This window comes from Streptomyces polyasparticus, assembly GCF_014493765.1.
Lineage (GTDB): Bacteria > Actinomycetota > Actinomycetes > Streptomycetales > Streptomycetaceae > Streptomyces > Streptomyces polyasparticus.
This window is the reverse complement of sequence record NZ_JACTVJ010000005.1, coordinates 827,115-843,407: the sequence shown is the minus strand read 5'-3', so window position 1 is coordinate 843,407 and position 16,293 is coordinate 827,115. Positions and strand designations below refer to the sequence as shown.

The 16,293-nt window shown below is 71.3% G+C and carries 8 protein-coding genes; 1 reads left to right on the top strand and 7 read right to left on the bottom strand.

Annotated elements, in window-relative coordinates:
* Positions 1-236 precede the first annotated feature (236 nt).
* Together H9Y04_RS12030 and H9Y04_RS12025 are read right to left on the bottom strand one after the other, a co-directional pair.
* The gene (locus H9Y04_RS12030; protein WP_187813724.1) at positions 237-1,682 is read right to left on the bottom strand and encodes a DUF5131 family protein; all 1,446 of its coding nucleotides are present in this window, start codon (positions 1,680-1,682) and stop codon (positions 237-239) included.
* Positions 1,679-2,683 carry a hypothetical protein gene (locus tag H9Y04_RS12025; protein ID WP_187813723.1) on the bottom strand — a complete coding sequence of 335 codons (1,005 nt, stop codon included), beginning with the start codon at positions 2,681-2,683 and terminating at the stop codon, positions 1,679-1,681. The genes H9Y04_RS12030 and H9Y04_RS12025 overlap by 4 nt, the downstream gene beginning before the upstream one ends.
* Before the next feature lie 297 nt (positions 2,684-2,980).
* On the opposite strand from H9Y04_RS12025, the gene H9Y04_RS12020 reads away from it, so the two are divergent.
* Positions 2,981-3,634 carry a thymidine kinase gene (locus H9Y04_RS12020; protein ID WP_187813722.1) on the top strand — a complete coding sequence of 218 codons (654 nt, stop codon included), beginning with the start codon at positions 2,981-2,983 and terminating at the stop codon, positions 3,632-3,634.
* Between the two features lie 40 nt (positions 3,635-3,674).
* Here the strand turns inward: H9Y04_RS12020 and H9Y04_RS12015 are convergent, their stop codons facing one another.
* Genes H9Y04_RS12015 through H9Y04_RS11995 form a run of 5 tightly spaced genes read right to left on the bottom strand, consistent with a single transcriptional unit; the run spans position 3,675 to position 16,138 of the window.
* The gene (locus H9Y04_RS12015; protein WP_187813721.1) at positions 3,675-5,453 is read right to left on the bottom strand and encodes a hypothetical protein; all 1,779 of its coding nucleotides are present in this window, start codon (positions 5,451-5,453) and stop codon (positions 3,675-3,677) included.
* Entirely contained in the window at positions 5,450-9,082 is a 3,633-nt protein-coding gene (locus H9Y04_RS12010) for a vWA domain-containing protein (RefSeq protein WP_187813720.1), read from the bottom strand. The genes H9Y04_RS12015 and H9Y04_RS12010 overlap by 4 nt, the downstream gene beginning before the upstream one ends.
* Before the next feature lie 5 nt (positions 9,083-9,087).
* On the bottom strand, positions 9,088-10,317 hold the full coding sequence (locus H9Y04_RS12005) for an ATP-binding protein (RefSeq protein WP_214661087.1): 1,230 nt from the start codon (positions 10,315-10,317) through the stop codon (positions 9,088-9,090).
* Complete coding sequence (locus H9Y04_RS12000; protein WP_187813719.1) at positions 10,314-15,287, bottom strand: hypothetical protein; 4,974 nt, start codon at positions 15,285-15,287, stop codon at positions 10,314-10,316. The genes H9Y04_RS12005 and H9Y04_RS12000 overlap by 4 nt, the downstream gene beginning before the upstream one ends.
* Positions 15,284-16,138, bottom strand: coding sequence for a DUF4132 domain-containing protein (locus tag H9Y04_RS11995; protein ID WP_187813718.1), 855 nt, complete (start codon positions 16,136-16,138; stop codon positions 15,284-15,286). Before H9Y04_RS11995 ends, H9Y04_RS12000 begins: the two co-directional genes overlap by 4 nt.
* Between the last annotated feature and the right edge of the window lie 155 nt (positions 16,139-16,293).

Sequence of the window (16,293 nt, the reverse complement as noted above, 5' to 3'; positions counted from 1 at the left end):
GGCCTCAGCCGACACGGTCACGTCTGTCATCAGGTGTTACTTCCTGCTCGAAGATCCACCGTTGACCGTACAGACCCCGCCCCACAGGAGGAAACGCGGCGGGCGAGGCAGAAGTTCGTGGCCGCCGCGCAATACGCCCTGCACTGATCCTCAGGCAGGGAGTGATTTGAGCGTCTCCGCTGCGTTGACGATGAAGTCGCTGCTCGTTCTCCGCTCAGCCCGAAAATTACACACTGTCAGATCGGATACTCATCGGGGAACTGCATGCCGGGATTGCCGTTCTGCAAGTTCGGCTTCAGATGCACGCGGCAGCCGGCTTGCCGGGCTTGTTGGACGAGGCGTGCCACCCATTCGAACGGCGGGGCGAAGGCGGGCACGCGGACACGGTCGGCGCCTTCACCTTGCCAGGTCTCGGTCTGTGCTCCGATCACGATCCAGTCGAACATGGAGAGGTCGCTGAATTCCAACGGTTCTGTCAAAGGCTCGATGGACAGCCACTTGACCTTGACATTGTCGATCTTCCGGAAAGCATCCTCGGCGATGCGTACTCGCTTCTGCTCATCCACACTGGTACCAACCCAGGCGGACTGTGGCAGTTCAACCTTGTTGTAGCGCGCCGGGAACTTGGTCAGAAGCAGATACTCCCACTGCGGATTGGCGAGCATTGCGGAGTGCACTTGCAGCACCCACGATTCCGGCACCCAGCGGCCGTAGAGGTCAGCCATGGAGCACACAAAGACGCGCCTCCACGCAGGGTCATCTCGATGTTGCTCCGGGATCTTGGTGTTGGCTGGTGCGCCAAGCCGCTCGTGATGCAGGAGTGGAGTAAAACCAGCCGGGTTGACCTGCTTGAACCGCAGAGTGATCTCCCGGGCATAGCAGTAGCTGCAGCCGTGCAGGCAGCCGGTAACGGGGTTCCATGACCAGTGAGCCCATGAGATTCCATCGCCCTCCGTGTTGTTGAAGGTGGGCTTCCCGGCGGGCTTGTTGTACGGGAACTCCTGGCCGTCGTGCGTGCGGAGTGTCAGCACGACGGGGGTGGGCTTCTCGGTTGGTGCGGCCTCAGGCATCTCCCGCTTGCGGCGGAGAGCCGCCTTTTCCGCCTGATCCAGAGCCAGGTCGCCAGACCGGACTTGATGCACCAGCTCGGGTGCGTATGTCTCGACGGTTCTGGCTCGCTGGAGAGCTCTCGGTGATGCGCCGATCGTGCGGGCCGCCTCATCCCGGCGTGATCGTTGCTTGAGGCTGCTTAGCGCTAGGCCTGTTGACGCGTTCACGTCTTGAGCTTCGGCCTCTGACCTCTCGGTTTCCCCGTTTTCTGTATCACGGGCACTGGCGTCGGCTTCCGCGGTGATGGAACTCTCGTATTCCAGGGCAAGAAAGGCGAGTTGGCCGGCCGAGAGTTGCCGACGTGTGATGTTCCTGGACACGATGAGGTCGAGGATCATGGACTCGGTGTGTTCGGCCGAGATGGTCTCGAAGTTCGGAGTGATCCCGGCTGCCTCGCATGCCAGGTATCGGTTACGCCCGTCGATCAGGATCGTGCGATCGTGGTTCAGCACGATCGGGTCACGCAACCCGTTTCGTTTGACGTCGCGCACCAAGCCTTCGAACTCTTCGCCTTCGATCAAAGGGAAGGCGTCTGCGAACGGGTGGACGTGGTAGGGGCCGAGCTTGTTCATGCAGTGAATTCCTCTTCGTCCCCGAGCCAGAAACTCATCTGCTCTGGCTTCGGGGGCACCGGTGTGTCCTCGTACTTTGCAAGCAGCATGATCCGTTGCGCTGCGGTGGCGGCCAGCCATGCCTCTTCTTGTCCTCGGATGCCCTCGCGCTCGGCCTTGGTGAGGAAGAGCCGGAGCATCTCACCTCGGAACTGGCCGTCGCCGTCGAGCTTGGACCACGTGACGGAGGCGTCTCGCCCATGCTGCCGGAACGCTCTTTGAACGGCGATGGTGGTTCTGTTTCTCCACTTCTCGGAGGTTTCGATCAAATAGGCCCACTGGGCGTCGTCGCGGAGGATCGCGGCAAAGCAGAGGTCGCGCTGCCTTGGCAGAGTGCGTTTTGCTGCCTCCACATAGTTGAAGCACTCGATTCGGGCGGGACGGGTGTCCTTCCCTCTCTTCAAGCCGTTGGCGTTGCACCCCATTGTTGTGAGGGTCCTGAAGAACGTCACCCCGAGATCGCTGATCTCCTGCGAGAACGATCTGCGCATGGCCCAGTCAGTGATCGCATTGGGATCGTTCACCGCGAACACGGCATCTGTGCTGAGGAGTCGGTCCACGGATGCGTCCGCGCCGCTGCAGTTGAGCGCCTGGATTGTGGCCCTGGGTGATCTCCAGCAACCTGTACCTTCAGGAGCGAATCCCCAGCGCGGGAGTTGACGATTCAGGTTGAACAAGAGGTGCCGGTACGTCTCGCTGTTGATCTCGTACAGGCGGACTTCTACAGGAACGGTTGACTGTGCGGCGTGGTAAGCGAAGATCCCGGGTGAGCAATTCCGGTGCCAGTCTTCGCCACCTGGCACTTTCGCGTCCCCGGCCGTCAGGTCGTACCAGACCAGGCGGCGGGGTGCTCGCGGAACGTGCTTGATGGCTCCTGCCTCCTCGCCTACCAGTTTGTTCAGCATGTTGTGTTTGGCCGAGGTGCGCCAGCCGCTTCGGCCGACTTCCAGCCGCTTGGGCATGGTGGGCGGATCCTTTCGTTGGAGTCATCTGCGTGGCCGGAGAGTCGGCGATGCAATGAGGTCGATAAACGTACAACCGTAAGAGTCGAAGCGTGCGGCTCTTGCGCTATCTCACGTTGGATGTATTGGGGCGGGCTTCCGCGGTACTTCGAAGGTATGCGCGATGAGTTCGTCAATAAATTCGAATCGATCCTCGGGCTGGCGGCGTGCGGCCGCCTATGAAGAAGCGTCCGTAACTGGGTGCGTCACTGTAGAAGCCGCCACTGACAATCGGCCTGGCGGCTTCGCGCTGTCCTGGTGCGTGGCTTTCGGGGCTCTCAAAAACATTGCGAATGCCCTAGTAAGAGCACACTCGCTCTCCAGATCGGTCACAACCGCTCGGCCCGCGGACTGCAGGGCCTGATCTTCACGCGGGACGACCGCGCCGGCGAGGGCAAGCTCTCCTCGCGGCTCGGCCTGGTCACGGACGCGGTCGAGGCGCCGGTGGGGATGGACCTGTACGCGTACGTGGTCGAGGAGCTGTCGAGCGGCGGCAAGGTGGACTACGTGATCGTGGACGAGGCCCAGTTCCTCGCACCCGAGCAGATCGACCAACTCGCCCGGATCGTGGACGACTTGGAGCTCGATGTCTTCGCGTTCGGGATCACGACCGACTTCCGCACCAAGCTGTTCCCCGGTTCGCAGCGGCTCATCGAGCTCGCGGACCGCATAGAGACCCTGCAGGTCGAGGCCATGTGCTGGTGCGGGGCGCGGGCCACGCACAACGCCCGTACGGTCGGCGGGGAGATGGTGGTCGACGGCGCGCAGGTCGTGGTCGGCGATGTGAACCGGCCCGCCGAGGAGATCGGGTACGAGGTGCTGTGCAGGCGGCATCATCGGCGGCGGATGACGGCGGCGGCGGCTCAGGCGGGGGCGTTGTCCCCGGACGTGCTGCCGGTGGCCTCCGGCTGAGGTTCGCGTACGCGCCACGGCGATGGCCGGTGAGGGCACTTCAGACTGCCTCACCGTCCGACCCCCATGCCGCGGCGCACAGCGCCCGGTCGACCTCAGCCGTGTAGTGCGCGGCGGCAAGCCAGGAACGCGCGAACCGGTCGGCATCGGCCATCATGAGGCGCCCGAACGCATCGCGGGAACGGTCGGCGGCCGCGGCATGGAGCGCGTCGAGCAGATCGCCCGCGGTGGTGAGGCCGAGGCGGCGCAGCCTGTGGATGTCGGCGGTCGCGTCACCGGGGAAGGCCAGCACACGCCTGCCTCCGGCGGCCGCCTGCTGGACGCGGCGGCGCAGCAAATGCAGCGGTGCTTCGTCGGCCACCGGGGCACGGTCGATCGGTGCTGCCGTTCCAGCGGGCAGGTCCGCGCGGAGCATCCGGTCCAGGCCCAGATCGAGCCGGGCGCCGGGATCGGCGGGGTGACTCGACGCGAGCAGCCGGACGCGGGGGAGCGGCCCCGGGACGAGTCGTGCGATGACGCGCAGCCGCCTGCCGGAAAGAGCCGCGAGCAGACGGAGGTTGTCCCGACAGGGTAGTGCGGGGTCGTCGTGGGCGGCGTCAAGGCGCAGCGTCAGACCGCCGCAGTCGGCGAGCAGGCAGTCGCCTGCTGCCTCGCGGACCGGTCCGATGACGGTGATGTCGAGGAAGAGCAGGTCGTGGCCGTCGTCGGACAGGGCGCGCGTGGCCTGTTCGGCGACCGGCACTGCCCAGAGCCGGTCGAGCGGCTCTGCGCTCCAGTCGGCGCCGGGGGCACGGACCGCGCGGACCCCGGCTCCCGCGCCGAGGCGCCCGGTCGGCGAGACGGTGGCGCCGGTGAGGGCGAGGCCGGCGCGGGACAGTTCGCGCGGTGTCAGCGCCGTGTCTCCGACCCGTATGGCGCGGTCGCCTGCCCCGACCGCCCGCCCCGCACCGCCCGGGGCGACATCGGCAACGGTGTAGAGGCGGCCGTCGGCGTCCGCGGTCCAGGTGACGGCGCCCGCGTAGCCGGTGGCGGTCAGCACGGGTTCGGAGAACAGCCCGTACAGGCGGAGCGAGCCTTCCGACGCGTACGGCTGCCGTACGGCGCCCTGCAGCGTGGAGAGTTCGGGGCCGGTGGCGTACGGGAGTCGGTGCGCGCCGAACAGGAGGGTGTGCAGGGCGGTCACCAGATCGGCGAGACGGTACGCGGGGTCGGCGGACCGGGCGGCCCGCAGTGCGGAGACCACGGAGACCGCTGAGGCGGCGGCCCGGGGGAGCCCGGCGAGCCGGGCGGTGTGGGCCGCGCGCAGCAACTCGGCCTGCAGGACTGCCCCTGCTCCGTCCGTCCCGGCTTCGAGGACCGCCGCCGCGGCAGCGTGCAGGGCTTGGGCGGCGGCGAGTTGGCCGGGGGTGGGCTCTTGCGCGGGGTCGTCGCCCTCGGGTGTGGCCTCTTGTACGGGGACGTCGTCCTCAGACGTGTCCCCTTGTACGGGAACGTCGTCCTCGGGCGTGGCCCCTTGCGCGGGGGCGTCGTCCTGGGCGATCGGTGCGGCCGAGGCCGCCGCGGCCCGGTGCAGACAGGCCGGGGCGAGCAGGCAGCCGCACCGGATGCCGTCCGCCGTGGTCACCTGGCCGCCAGGGGCGTGGAGTTGGAGCTCCGTGTCGTCGTCGAGGGCGATGCGCACCGTGTCGCCTTCGACGACGACGGCCCGGTCCGCGAGTTTGGCGACGGCCGCGTCGAGGCGCTTGCGCAGCCGGGGTGTCAGCGCGCCGACGAGTTCCGCCGTCACGGACGGGGCGACGGGTGGCAGCTGCGGGCTCATGCGATCTTCTCCCCTACCCAGCGGGCGAGTTCGAGCGGGCTGAGGGCGGCGACCGGCATGCCCGCGGCGACCAGCTGCCCCGCCACGCCGGTGGAGTAGCGCGGCCGGCCCGAGTCGTCGAGGCCGGCGCAGCCGAGCACATGGCAGCCGGCGCCGACCAGGGCACGGACCTCGGTAAGCAGTCCGCCCAGTGGATAGCCCTCCTCGAAGTCGCTGATGACCACGACGAGCGTGCGCGAGGGCACGGTGACCAGCTCACGGGCGTGCCGCAGGCCCGCCGCGATATGGGTGCCGCCGCCCACGCTGACCTCCAGGAGGAGCGACAGCGGATCGTCGACGTGCCCGGTGAGGTCCATGACTTCGGTGGAGAAGGCCAGGAAGTGCGTCGAGAGCGTCGGTACCCCGGCCAGGACCGACGCGGTGAGCGCCGCCCATACGGTCGACGCCTCCATGGATCCGGACACGTCGGTGACCAGGATCAGCCGCCAGTCCGCGGCCTTCGTGGCGCGGGTACGGAACACCGGGTGTTCGGGGACGACCTGCACGGTGCCGTCCGCAGCGCGGCGTGCGGTCGCCAGGTTGGCGCGCAGTGTGCGGGGGAGATCGAGGCCGCCGCCCGGGCGGCGGCTGGGCCGGGGCAGGGCCGCGCCGTGCAGCGCGGGGCGAAGCCGGGTGGCCAGTTGCCTGGTCAGTGCGTCGACGAGGCGGCGTACCAGGGGACGCAGTGCGGCGAGGCGTGCCTCGGGGAGCCCTCCGGCGTGGCTGAGTACGGTGCGCAACAGGTCGACCGAGGGCCGGGCGCTGTCCGGATCGAGCTCGGCCAGCACATCGGTGCGGCCCGCGGAGGCCGCGGCCGCGAGGACCTCCTCCCTGATGCCGGGCCCGAACAGGGCCGCGAGGTCCTCGGACCACTCCCGCACCCCCGGATAGGCGGCCTCGCGACCACCTCGGCCGCCCGCACCGGGCAGGTCGCCTCTGCTGCCTTCGCCGTGTCCGCTGCCGTACAGCTCGTCGAGAGCGGTGGCCAACGCGGCTGCCGAGCGCGGTAGTTGATCGGTGCGCCGACCGAGGGCGAGGCGCCAGCGGTCCGCCGGCTGAAGCAGGTGTTCCGGTGACGGCGCCTTCTTGGGGACGCCGGTGCCTTCCGCGTCGGGCCGGGGCGGGGGCAGCAGATCGAGCGTGCGCAGGGCCTCGCGGGCCACGAGGTCGGCGCGGGTCCACAGCGCGAGCGTGGCCGGGGCGACGGTCCCGGTGTCGTCGATACGGTCGAGGTCGAGGCGTTCCTCGACGGTGGCGAGCAGCCGCTCGCGTGCTCCCGGGCTGAGCGTGTCGAAGCCTGCGCGCAGTGCGGGGAGCCGGTCCAGGAAGTCCCGGTCGGAGAGGTCCGAGACCCGGTCGAGCAGGGGTTCCAGTACGGGAGACGCCGCCTCCAGGAGGGGGCCCGCAGCGGTGAGCAGACCGGTCAGGCGTGCGGTGAGCGAGCTGCGCGAGCCGGGATCGCAGGCCGAGTCCACCCAGGAGGCGACGCGGTCACCGAGCGCCTCGGGTGCCTCGTGCCCGAGCAGGACGCGTACCGCTCCGGCGGCGCCGCGCATGAGGGGCGAGCCGTCGGCTGACAGCCGGGCAAGGGCATCGGTCAGCCGTACACCGCCCGACAGATCGGCGCGGTCGGCCAGTTCGAGCAGGGCGTGGGCGTCGGCGGGGTCCTCGGACCCGGTCAGGCCGTCCACCTGACGCACCGCGGCGGACGTGAGGAGCTCGGCGACGGCGGTCAGCCGCACCGCCCGGCCCTCGTCCGCGTCGAGCCCCGGCAGGTGGCCCGCCCGCAGCCGGTCCGACAGGGCGAGACCGGCGAGGAGTTCGGGCAGGGAGCCCGCCTGCGGCAGGATCCGCGCGGCCTCGGCCAGCCGCTCGTCGACGAGGCCGGGCAGTCCGCACTGGGCCGCCTGCTCGAGTCCGCGCAGGCACTGCGCGGCCGTCGGCCCGCCCTCGTCCAGTTCGGAGCGCCGACGCTCGCGCAGCAGACCCTCGGCCGCCTGCCCTAGGGTGGCCCCCCGGACGCCGGCCGCGGTCAGCATGGCCGCGGTGGCAGGCGTCCAGGACACCTCCCAGCGCGTGGTGAGTGCGTCGGCGCCGCCGGTGCCGACGACCTCCTTCTCCTGCGCATACGGCACACCGCACACCGACAGGCGGCGCAGCAGCAGGTCGCGCCGCCGGTCCAGGTCGGAGCGCAGTGGATCCAGGCGCAGATCACGGGACTTGCCACCCCGGTCGCTGTCCGGGCCCGGCAGCCCCAGCGCCGCCAACTCCTCCTCGACTGCGGGCGCGAGACCACAGCGCGGAGTGCCCGGCGCGGGGCGTCCGGTGCGGGTCCCGACGAGCACCTGCTCCATGGCCCGCGCGACCGCCCGCCCGCGCCCGAACGGCTCGCCCTGCGCAAGGACCGTCTGCACCGCCTCGACCAACTCGCCCCGGCCCGCGGCGGGAAGGCCGCGCAGCCGCCCGAGATCCCCGGCGAGGCGGATGATCTCGCGTGCGTCGGCCGGGCCCGACGGGTGGCCGAGGGCCCGCAGCCGGGCGCACACCCGTACGGCCGCGCGCGTCAGCGCCTCCTGAAGAGCCGCCGGATCGCCCGCGGCACGCAGCACCAGGTGCTGCCACTCGGGATCCCGGATACCGGCCGGATAGCCGGAGCGGGAGTCCAAGAGTGTGTAGGTGTACGGGATGAGAGAGGTCGTCCACGCGGACCGGTCCGTCCGGACTTCGGTGTCCGACTGCCCGGGCGCCGGCTCCCTAGGGGTGGCCGAAGTGAGCGCCGGGGCGTGGAAGGCGCCGACCACCACAGCTGCCCGCTCGCCGTTCGCCGTCGCAGCGGCCAGACAGGAGCGCATCCACCGCTCACGCCGCAGATCCAACTCGGCGACACCGCGCGAAGCGGCCGCGTCCTCGCGCAGCGCCCACCCGGTCAGCAAGGCCGCGCGGCGCACCGCCTCGGGAGGCGATCCCGGAGCGGCCGCCTCCACGAGACGGTCCCACAGATCGTCTCCGGGACGTCCGGTGAGCCGGGCCCGTACCGCGGATGCGAGGCCTGATGTTCCGTATGTCTCAGGGGAGTTGAATGCGGCCGCTGCCGGCTGCCCGGGGGCCGGATCGCCCGCGGGTCTGTCGTCGGCGCATTCCGCGTCCCCTTGCCTGTCCCCGTCCCCTTGCCCGTCCCTGTCTCCTTGCCCGTCCCCCTCCCACGCCCGGTCCGCGAGCGGCAGGTCGCAGGCGATGACCGGCACGTCATGCCGTACCGCCCACCGTACGGCGGCGAGTTCAGGGGAGAACTCGGCGAACGGATAGAAGGCCGGGCTCCCGTCCCCGGTCCGCGGCGCCGCGGCAAGGGCGACCGGCGCCCGCGTCTCGGCGTGCCCGAGCCACGCCAACCACTCCTGCATCTCGCCCGGCAGCTCGACCAGGAGCACGTCCGGCTTCGCGGCATCGAGCAGAGCAGGCAGCACGGCCGCGAGCGAAGGCGCATGGTGCCGCACGCCGATGAGGTACGGGCCCGCAGGATCGGTGAGCGCGGACAAGGCCTCGTCAGGCCGGGAAAGGGCCTGGTGGAGAGCGTCGGGGGAGAGGGCCACGGCGGTCAGTCCTCCAGCACGGTGCGCAGATCCCACAGGGTGCGCCAGGTCGCGGAACCCTGTTCGGCGCGGCGGCGCACGGGGCCGTCCCAATAGCCGCGCAGCCGCGCCGCGTCCGCGGGATCGTCCTTGCGGACCACCCCGAGCAGATGCCCGGGCAGCAGCCCCAGGACATCGCGATCGCCGGGGAAGTACGCCGCGGCGAGCCCGAGCGCGCCCGCGACGGACACGGCTTCCGCGGTGCTCATCACCGTGGAGGGCCGCTCGACCTCCCAGCCCTCCGCCGACCGGCCCTCGCGCAGATCGCGGAACGCGGTGACCAGTGCCTCGAGCACGGCGTCATCCACCCGGAACTCCGCCTTGGCCCTCTCGACACTGGCCCGCGCCTGGCTGCGTACCAGAGCGGTCTCGGCGTCGAGGTCCGTGATGGGGCCGACAGTCTCGAAGTTGAAGCGGCGCTTGAGCGCGGCGGACATCTCCGATACACCCCTGTCCCGCAGGTTGGCCGTCGCGATGAGACTGAAACCGGGCGCCGCGTGCGCCAACGCATCGGCCGTACCAGCGAGTTCGGGCACTGCGATACGCCGCTCGGAGAGCAACGAGACGAGTGAGTCCTGCACTTCGGGAAGGCATCGGGTGACCTCCTCGACCCGCGCTACGGCGCCCCGGGTCATGGCGGTCAGGACCGGCGACGGCACGAGCGCCTGCCGGCTCGGGCCCTGGGCGAGCAGCAGAGCATAGTTCCAGCCGTACTTGAGCTGGTCCTCGGTGGTGCCCGCGGTGCCCTGGACGACCAGGCCGCTGGTGCCGCATACGGCGGCCGACAACAGCTCGGACAGCATGGACTTGGCGGTGCCGGGTTCCCCGACGAGCAGCAGCCCGCGCTCACCGGCGAGGGTCACCACACACCGCTCGACCAGCGCCCGGTCGCCCACGAACTTGCCCTGGATCACCAGCCGGCGCGGTACGCCGTCCGGTACCTCGGCACCGTCCCCCAGACTCAGGGCCTGACCGGCACTGCCCATCACGAACGTGACGACCGCGCGGGGAGTGAGCCGCCAGGCGGGCGGGCGCGGGCCGTCGTCGTACGCGGCGAGGAAGGCGAGTTCGGCCGCGTACAGCTCCTCGGGCGGGACGATCTGGCGGTGCGCGCCGGAGGCCGTCGTGCCGGAGTCGGAGGTGTCCGGGACGGATGTCCCGGAGGCGGACGTGTCGGTTGCGGAAACGGTGGTCATCGGCGGCGGCCCTTCCGAGTGGCGCGGGTGGTCAGTTCCTCGTACGCGGGTGCGTCACCGTCCCGTACGCGTTGCCAGGCACGGGCGAACAGTTCGGCCACCGGCATCAGCGGCACGGCACGGGCATGTCCGGGCACCGGGTACAGGCCTTCCTTCCAGGTCTCCACCGGGAGCGCGGGCGCCTTCAGGTCGCGCCAGCCGCACGGCAGGAAGAGGGTGCGCCCGGCACGTGGCCGCTTGGCCTCGACGACCAGAGAGGTCGCCGCCAGTTCGGTACGGGCCTTCTTCATACGGGCCGGCTTCCACCCGGTCCAGCGGGCGCAGTTGCGGTCGGTCGGGTCGGGCAGCGCGAGCAGTTGCAGATAGAGCACCGCCGCGTCCTCGCTCAGCTCGTGGGCCGCCGCGACCTCCGCGACGAGTGCGGGCGCACTGACGGCGGCGTCCTGGGCGTGACCCGCGGTTCCTGTCACCGCCAGTGCCCTGGTGATTCCGTCGTCCAGAAGGGTGCGCAGCGCGCGCATCCCGGTGCCCCGCCCGGATCCGACGAGCCCTTCGACGAGCCCGAACGAGGGGTCGTCCGGACCGGTGAGGGCGGCCGGGCGGACCAGGACGGCCTCCGTGTTCCCGTGCCCGGGATACAGGAGGAATACGTCGCCGACCGGAGTGAACCCGTCTGCTTCGGCGCCCCCCGTGGCGGCGAGTCCGTGCGCCGTGCGCAGCTGCTCGGCGGTGGAGCCGCCGTTGTGCGTCCACGAGATGTCGAGGTCGAGGAGGAGCCCCGGGTCGGTGAGGCGGCGGCGTATGGCGGCGAGGCTGTCGGGCAGACCGGCGCGCAGCGGGTGGGCGATGGGCAGGGTGTAAGCGAGCGAGGCCAGGGTGTCGACGGCGTTCGCCACCATGTGCCGGCTGGGCACCGCCCGGGGGTCATCGGCGACGAGCCTGCCCTCCTTGTCGAGCCGCTGAACGGTGGTGCGGCTGATCCAAGGGGTGAGTCCCGGGTTCAGTACGTCCGTCGAGGAGCCACCGGGCAGACCGGCGAGGTCGGCCACGATGTCCTCGGGCAGCCGGACGAGCGAACCCAGCCGCTCGTCCCACACCTGCGCCGCGGCGGCCAGATCGGGCCCAGCCGTCCACAGATCGGCCGGCGTCCCGGGCAGCAGGGCGCTCATGAGAGCCAAGCGGTGGGTTGCGCCGAGCGACATCAACAGGTTGTTGCCGAGCTCCAGTTGGCGTGTCTTCAGGCCGATCAACGCCAGGACGTCCGCCCCCGGCTCCTCCGGCTGCGCGGCGAGCAGCGCGGCCGCCTGCAGCGGACCGAGTCCCTCGCGAGTCGCCGTGGTGAGCGTGGCGGGTGCTTCGGGCCGCCACGGGACGGCGCCCTTGTCGCGGATCAGCCGGGCGACTTCGGCGAGCCCGCCGGCCGGGAACGCCGAGGTGAACACCTTCTCCCGCTCCAGCGTGAAGTGGGCCACGGCACCGAACTCGCCGGTGGGATCGTGGTCGAGTGCCAGCCAGGTGAGCCGCTTGCGCTGATAGTCGACGTTCTTGCCGCCGATGACGACCACGGTGCGGTCGCCGTGGCGGAGCACCTGACCCGCACGGTCCTGGCCGTGCTGCTCCTCGCAGAGCACCACCGTGCGCAGCGTGCCCTCGGCGGCGGCGAGCGGACCCTCGGCGAGCGCCTCGAACAGCAGCAGCAGCGCCTCCCGTCGGTCCTCGGGCAGCGCCGGCGAGGCGGCGCGGTAGGCCAACGGCCGCAGTACGCCCAGGGCCTGGGTCCAGTCCGGGGCGCGGACGGGAATCGTGTGCTCGTCGCTGCGCCAGGCGCCGACCGGGGCGGTGAGGCGTTCATGCAGGGGTGTGCCGTCGGCGGGCCGGCCCGACAGGACATGGCTCACGGCACGTATCTGACGCAGGGTCTGCCACGCCGCCGAGTTCGTCCACCACCCCCACGCGCCGGAGATACCCCGGGTGGCGAGGATCAGGGTCGCGTCGTCGCCGTGCTCCGGCCGGTAGTCGGCGAACATGCCCTCGGTGCGGTTGCGTTGCGGCCGGGCCTGCGGGGCAGGCGGATGGGCGAAGGCGTTCGCCGCGGTCGCGAAGCGGACGGTCGCGGCGACCAGGGCGGTCACGCCCGCGAGCAGCCGCTCCTCGGTGAGCGCGGGCAGTGCCTGAGCCACGGTACGGAGCAGGACGTCCTCGGCTGTCGGCAGTCCGGTCGTGTCCGCGGTGCCTCCCGACTCGGCCGATCCTGCCTGCAGTTCGGCCCGCCGGTCCCGCAACTCGGCCAGCGCCTCTACCGCCGCGGCAAGCAGCTCGTCCGTCTGCTCGTCGGTCAGCGCACGCAGCACCGCCGAGGACTGCTCGTCGCGCGGCCGCAGGGCGTGCCAGAACGCGGGAGCCGGCAGGAAGCGGGTCCCGGCGGCGAACGCGCTGCCGCGGGACCCCAGCGTCACCTGGCTCAACTCACCGGTCACGGAAGGGTCGTCGGGCGCGCACAGAGTGATGGTCTGGGCCGTCTGCACGGCGACGGGCGCCGCCCCGCCCGGCATCTTGAGCGCACCGAGCGGAATGCCGTATGTCCCCTGCCATGTGACGGTCCGTCCGTCCGGTGTGCCCGCCGTCATCCGCGCCTCGGCACCCTCGCCCTGCCGGCGCACCCAGCGCCCGAGCACCGTCCCGTCCGTACCGAACGGGCTCTGCTCCAGGCCCGGTTGCAGCGGCAGCACCTCGCAGTGCTGCTGAAGGAGCGTCGCGTCCTCCTGGATCCCGGACTGCAGCAGTGCGGGCAGCGATGCCCGTCCGTGGGTGCCGGTGGCCGGGTCGTATTCGAGCCATATCTGCCGGAGCCCCTGCCGTCCCTGCCGCCAGTAGGCGGTGCCGTCACCGATCACCGGCCTGCTCGGCGGCAGCACGGTGTCACCGGCGTGCAGTACCCGGCCTCCGGTGGCCCGGCCGCCGCCCGGCAGCGGGATCGACGGGGTGCCGGCCTCCTGGCTGCTGTACCAGCGGGCGAGTTCGTCGCCGCCGAGCGTGAAGACCTCGGACGGCCGGGCCGACCAGTAGCCGTACTGCTTGTTCTCGTGCCGCCATATCACGAGGAGCTCCCCGTCCGTGAACCGGAAGTCCGGGCGCTGCCAGCGCTCCAGGGTGTGCGGGATGCGCAGGTCGTGTTCGAGCAGCACCTTTTCCGGGCCGACGACGATGACCTTGTGCCCGCGGGCGAGGATCAGCGCCGGCCAGGCCTCGGCCACGGTCAGCTCGTCGTCCTTTCCGCGCGCCGTGTCGGCGTCGAGCAGCCGCAGGCCCTCGTCCAGGGCGGGCCAGCCCAGTTCGTCCATGATGCCCGCGCGCAGGGTGCGGCCCAGGAGCGGCGCGATGGGGCACGCGGCGACGCCGGCCACCGCCTGCGGGCTGACCTGGGCGGCCACCGAGCGGAACGGGCTCAGCCGGTTGAACGCCGCCTGGGCACCCGGCAGTCCCGCCGCCTTGCCGAGGTCCGCCACGGCGTCGTCGAGCCACTCCCGCAGAAGTCCGGACAGGACCGGATGCGCGGCGAGTTGCTCGTGCAGGCCGGCGGCCCCGCGGCCGAGCGCGCCGACCGCCGCGTACAGCAGCGGCCTGCAGCGGGCGTCCGCGGCCGACGCGGCCAGGTCACGCCGGCCGGGCGCGGTGCTGCGCAGCCACTGGTCCAAGGGCACGTGTACGGGCACATCGGCTCCGGGGAACGACACAGGGACGCCCTCGGCCACGCACAGGTCGAGCAGGTCCACGTCGACGCGCGCGTGCCAGCGGTCCGCGAACAGATCGACGGCACGGCCCGCCTCCCGCAGCCGCGGTGCCATGCGCTCCACGAGTGCCAGCGTGGCCGCACAGCGGTCGGCGGCTCCGCCCCGCTTGCGGTGCATGGCCCACCGGCTGAGCCAGTCCGCGGCGTCCACGCCGTCCCCGGCCTCGTCCTCACCGGTCAGGAGGCGGTCCGCACCGCACTCCGCGAGCAGGGTCAGCCACAGAACGTCGTCCTCGGAGCTGCGGCCGAGCCCCGTCGGCATGATCTCGAGGAGGCGTACGCGCAGGGCGGGTCGCTCTTCGGTGAGCACCTTGAGCGTGGCCCGGTAGGCGGTCCAGAAAGAGGCAGGCGCCCGTACCGCGGCGGGGGAGGAGATCAGGTCCGCGACGAGGGCGCACTCCTCGGTGACCCGCGCGAGACCGGCCGCCTTGATCAGGCCACGGGCATCCTGCGGCAGCGAGGCGTGCGGCGGCATCCCGGCCGCACACCGCTCCACCGTCAACTGCCGGAACTGCGCCCAGGCCTCAACGGGGGCGAGCCGCTGCGAGAGGTCCCGCACATGCTCCTTGAGCGCCTTGACCGTGAGCGCCCCCGCGAACGCGAACTCCAGGAACACGGCCCGGCGGCGCTCCTCGTCGACCGCAAGCGCGTGTACGCGTTCCGCCTCGCGGGCCTTGCCGAAGAACGCGGCCGCGTACGTGGTGTTGTCGTGCTGCAGGAAGGTGCGCGCGGCCTGCTCGTAGAAGGTCGGCAGGAAGTGCGGCACGGCCCGGCCGAGCCGTTCGCCGAGCTCCTCGAAGCCCTCCTTCGCCGTGCCAGGGCGGGACTTGGCCTGCCGGGAGAGCCGTTCCATGTCCTTGACCAGGGCCAGCGCGTGGTGCCCGTTGGCCGGGTCGTTGACCAGCGCCCACGCCGGGAACCCGAGCGTCTCGCGGCGCACCTGTCCGACCTCGGGGGTGCCCGGCGCCCGCTCCAGGCCGAGGAACTCCAGGGCGAGGTCCTCTGCTTCACCCAGCGTCTGCGGTACCAGGCGCACGATGCGCCGGTCCTCCAGGGCGGGATGCGTATACGTGCGCGCGGTGAGTGCGTCGGCGTCCTCGCGGACCGTGGTCCCCGCGGGCAGGACCGCGCCTGCCTCGAGCAGCGCCGCCGCGGTGTCGTCGTCGTACGGGGTGGTCATGCCGCCTGCTCCTCGTCCTCGATGTCACGTCCGGCGTACAGGGCGGCAGCCATGCGCATGCCCTCCGACCAGGCGACAGGTCCCACTTCGCCGAGCTTCAGGACCCGCCCCGACGGGTCGGTCCACTGCAGCGGACCGGTCTCCGTCTCCTCGTAACCGTCGTAGTCACCGATCCAGACCCGGGCTTCGACGGCCCGCCCGTCCTCGTGCACGACGCACACCGAGCTGCCCCCGCGCACGCGGTAACCGAGCGATACGGCCCGGCCGTGCAGGAAGCGCAGCTCCTTGAACGCCCCGCCCGCGTACTCCTCGACGTGGGTGTCCTCGGCGGACAGGCCCGCCGGGCGGTGCCACACCTCGCGGAAGAGCTGCTGCGCGCGCTGCTCCACGCCGAGTTCGACGGCGAACTCGCGCAGTTCCCCGAGGTCTTCGAGCAGTACGGGATGGGGGATGCGGACGAGGTCGGGACTGATGCGCACGGTGTCACCGTCGAGGTCGACCAGACCGAGCCCCCGTTCCGCGTCGACGTCGCGCAGCAGACCGGCCACCTGCCCGTCGGGTCCGGTCACGACGAGGTCGAGCAGCGCGCGACGCCAGGCCGGGTCCGTCCACACCTGGGCGAGCACGGTGCACGGAACGGGAAGCGAACGGGCCATCCACCGCTCGACATCGGCCAGACACTCGCGCTCGTGCCGCTCGAGCCACTCGACGAGCTGGCGCAGGCCCACCACCGCGGGATCGTCCGAGATCTTGGCCGGTACGGACTTGAGCCGCCGCCCCGCCGCATTGCGGCACACGACCTTCCCGTCCTCCAGGCCGACTTCGTAGTCGCCGGCCGTCACCCACCCCATGAGCGCCTCCCCGCACTGCAGTGATCAAGTGACGGGCACTCTAGGTGAAGCCACTGACAACGCTTCCACTGAGTCCGCCCACGCCTTCGGCGCTCGCTGCGGCCCGCCCGCCGCTCCACGGGGGCGGGCGCCGGCGCAGTGCGTGGGTGACGGAG

Bases quoted from the DNA above. Each gene is read 5' to 3' on its own strand.
- H9Y04_RS12030 (WP_187813724.1), bottom strand. From the start codon at position 1,682: ATGAACAAGCTCGGCCCCTACCACGTCCACCCGTTCGCAGACGCCTTC.
- H9Y04_RS12025 (WP_187813723.1), bottom strand. From the start codon at position 2,683: ATGCCCAAGCGGCTGGAAGTCGGCCGAAGCGGCTGGCGCACCTCGGCC.
- H9Y04_RS12015 (WP_187813721.1), bottom strand. From the start codon at position 5,453: ATGAGCCCGCAGCTGCCACCCGTCGCCCCGTCCGTGACGGCGGAACTC.
- H9Y04_RS12005 (WP_214661087.1), bottom strand. From the start codon at position 10,317: ATGACCACCGTTTCCGCAACCGACACGTCCGCCTCCGGGACATCCGTC.
- H9Y04_RS12000 (WP_187813719.1), bottom strand. From the start codon at position 15,287: ATGACCACCCCGTACGACGACGACACCGCGGCGGCGCTGCTCGAGGCA.
- H9Y04_RS11995 (WP_187813718.1), bottom strand. From the start codon at position 16,138: ATGGGGTGGGTGACGGCCGGCGACTACGAAGTCGGCCTGGAGGACGGG.